Annotated in this window: 1 pseudogene; it reads right to left on the reverse strand. The window is 63.8% G+C overall.

Annotated elements, in window-relative coordinates:
- A pseudogene (locus J1M64_RS18365) lies at positions 1-125 on the reverse strand (transposase); the annotation flags it as partial.
- Positions 126-254: the final 129 nt, after the last annotated feature.

Raw genomic sequence — 254 nt, forward strand, 5'->3', positions numbered from 1 at the left:
ACGATGGCATCCCGGTTCGGGAAGATCCCGACCACGTCGGTGCGGCGTCGGATCTCCCGGTTGAGCCGCTCGGTGGGGTTGTTGGACCAGATCTGCCGCCACACATCGTCGGGGAACGCGATAAACGGGCCCTTCCGGATCCGGAGTGCATAGCTGGGGTTCGCCGGTGATGCGGTGAGGCACAAGATGTAGGGGTCCTGGGGCGTGTGAAGATGCAAGTTCCTACACCAGCACTTCGCATCCCCAGGACCCGC

Source organism: Dietzia sp. KRD202 (assembly GCF_017168155.1).
GTDB classification, from domain to species: Bacteria; Actinomycetota; Actinomycetes; order Mycobacteriales; family Mycobacteriaceae; genus Dietzia; species Dietzia kunjamensis.